At 43.2% G+C, this 2,616-nt stretch carries 3 protein-coding genes; all 3 read left to right on the top strand.

Translation table 11 applies throughout. The features are described 5' to 3' along the window. The coding region (locus tag LD39_RS03400) for a halocin C8-like domain-containing protein (RefSeq protein ID WP_035542916.1) at positions 1 to 599 on the top strand (599 nt) is incomplete at its 5' end. A gap of 176 nt (positions 600 to 775) precedes the next feature. Next, positions 776 to 1,645 carry an alpha/beta fold hydrolase gene (locus tag LD39_RS03395; protein WP_035542915.1) on the top strand — a complete coding sequence of 290 codons (870 nt, stop codon included), beginning with the start codon at positions 776 to 778 and terminating at the stop codon, positions 1,643 to 1,645. Positions 1,646 to 1,838: 193 nt separating this feature from the next. After that, a complete protein-coding gene (locus tag LD39_RS03390) occupies positions 1,839 to 2,582 on the top strand; it encodes an SDR family NAD(P)-dependent oxidoreductase (protein WP_035542914.1) in 744 nt (247 codons plus the stop codon). Positions 2,583 to 2,616 lie beyond the last annotated feature (34 nt).

Raw genomic sequence — 2,616 nt, 5'->3', positions numbered from 1 at the left:
AAAAATATAAAAATAAATCTAAAATTAATGCTGTTTCCCAGCACAATATCGTGATTAATAAAGTCGACGGTGCAGGCGGTGATTATGCCTATATCGAATTCGTCTTTAATAAAGATCAAGCAGAAAAAAGCGATCACTTGGTTTATGCCCAGTTTACTTATGATATAAAAAATAAGACGGTTATTTCTGATCAAGGTCTATATGCTGATTCGTTAGGAGAAGATGGAAGCTTTCATATGAATGTGATGTATGGTTTGGGCGATGAAGAAGTGGAGCTTTATAATGTCGATGTTGATAAAGACGGGAATCTGACAGATATGGAAGGACTCTCGATTACTCAAGAACAAATCCAGACAGACGCGAATGGAAAGATTAAAGAATTACTTGGAAAGCAGTCCAATGGAAACGAACTGCAAAGCTTCGGTTTTTGTGAATATGCGATCACGGCCCTATGTGGAGCGGGAGGCAGTGTTGGATGTTACGCTCTTGCAGGAGCGCTAGGTATTACGTCAGGCGTTGGTGGTGTAGCCCTTGCTGCTGTCTGCGGTATGATTGGCAGTCTTGGCTGTGCAGCTGCAACGGAAGCCATCTGCGGATAGTTTCATTTAAACATAGAACATAGATTGGCCTTCCCAGACAGAACTTAGGAGGGCTTTTTTTATTAGGTTGTATTTCCTAATTTTCCAAAAAGTGATACCTGATAATTGCGAATACCACATAAGAAGAGTAAAGTGTCTCGATGATAGAAATATGTGTAGAAAGGGTGGTAGGAATCATGAAAGAGGGTTATGTAAAAATCAATGACGTCAATCTTCATTACGTCACAGAGGGAGAAGGCGAACTGATGCTGTTTCTCCATGGTTTCCCTTACTACTGGTACAACTGGCATCACCAAATCGAAGAGTTTTCGAAGGATTATCGTGTCGTTGCGGTCGATATGAGAGGGTACAACCTATCTGATAAGCCGGAAGGGGTTTCCTCTTATGATATGTCCATCCTGGTCGAGGATGTGAAGCAGCTGGTTGAAGCCTTTGGGGAGAAGGAATGTGTTTTAGTCGCCCATGATTGGGGCGGAGCGATCGCGTGGACGCTTGCTTATACGGAACCTGACTATATAAAGAAACTGATCATGTTCGATGCCCCTCATCCGTACACATTTAGAAGGGAACTGACGGAGAACCCTGGGCAGCGGGAAGCAAGTAATTATATGGGATACTTCCAGCGCTCTGACTCTCATGAAAAACTGCTGGAAAATAACGCCGAGCGGTTAAGAAAAATGATGACAATTCCGGGACGTAGAAAAGGGTATTTGTCCAAAGAAGATGAACAGAAGTACATAGATTCGTGGATGCAACCGAATGCGATGAAATCGATGCTAAATTATTATCGGGCGGCCTCTTTCTATCCGTTCGAGGAGCACGTGAAAAAGCCACTGGACCTGCCTTATCAAATGTTCGAGTCACCGACGTTAATCATTTGGGGAGATGCCGATCCTGCTTTTGAAAACAGTAACCTGGACGGGGTGGAAGACTATGTCCGTGACCTTACTGTTCACCGAATGGAAGGAGTTAGTCATGCTCCGCATCACGAGAAGCCAGAAGTAGTGAACCGGTATATGCGTGACTTTTTAAAAACAAAGAAATGATGAAGCAGGCTGTCCCTGATTGTGGGGCAGCCTATTTGTTTTCAATGATTCTTTGACTAGAAAAAAGAAACAGAGAGGGATTTATAATCACAGATTTGATTACTACCAATCTTAATTTCCATTTCTGTAAATCTATTGGAAATAGAGTTATCATAGGATAGAGGGTTACATATTTCAATGGAGGAGGATACGTATGAATCTAGCAGGTAAAGTTGCAGTCGTTACAGGTGGTTCTAGTGGGATTGGAGAAGCAACAGTTAAGGACTTTTGCGAAAAGGGTGCGAAAGTTGTTATTGCTGATGTGAACGAACAGGGAAGCGAATTATCCAGCCAGCTAAATGGTCAGGGTTTTGAAACTGTGTTCACAAAGACGGATGTAACCTCAGAAGAAGATGTGAAGAATATGGTGAAGGCAGCTGTCGATTCCTTCGGTTCCCTGGACATTTTATTTGCTAATGCCGGTATTGGTGATGCCACACCTGCGCATGAGCTTTCTTACGAAGATTGGAAAAAGCTTATGGATGTTAACATAAACGGCGTTTTCCTAACCAACAAATATGCGATTTCACAAATGCTGGAACAGGAAACAGGTGGAGCCATTGTAAATAATGCTTCCATTTTAGGCCACGTCGGCCAGAATTCGGTCACCTCTTATGCCGCTGCTAAAGGCGGAGTGGTCAATTTAACGCGCACATTGGGCGTGACGTATGCGAAAAATAATATTCGAGTCAACGCGGTTTGTCCTGGCTACGTGGAAACCGCCATTCTTGAAAATGCCGATGAGGAGATGCGCCAGGGTCTTGTTGGGGCTCACCCAATTGGAAGACTTGGTCAGCCGGAGGAAATTGCGAAAGCCGTCAGTTTTCTAGCAAGTGATGATGCTTCCTTTATGATCGGCGCCAATATGCTTGTCGACGGTGGATATACAGCACAGTAATGATCTATTCTTAAGCTTAAAAGAAAAAAGAATA

This window comes from Halobacillus sp. BBL2006 (genome assembly GCF_000786645.1).
Classification (GTDB): Bacteria; Bacillota; Bacilli; order Bacillales; family Halobacillaceae; genus Halobacillus.
This window is presented reverse-complemented; position numbering and strand designations above follow the sequence as displayed.

Coding starts and splice junctions, on each gene's coding strand:
- LD39_RS03395 (WP_035542915.1), top strand. CDS start 776: ATGAAAGAGGGTTATGTAAAAATCAATGACGTCAATCTTCATTACGTC.
- LD39_RS03390 (WP_035542914.1), top strand. CDS start 1,839: ATGAATCTAGCAGGTAAAGTTGCAGTCGTTACAGGTGGTTCTAGTGGG.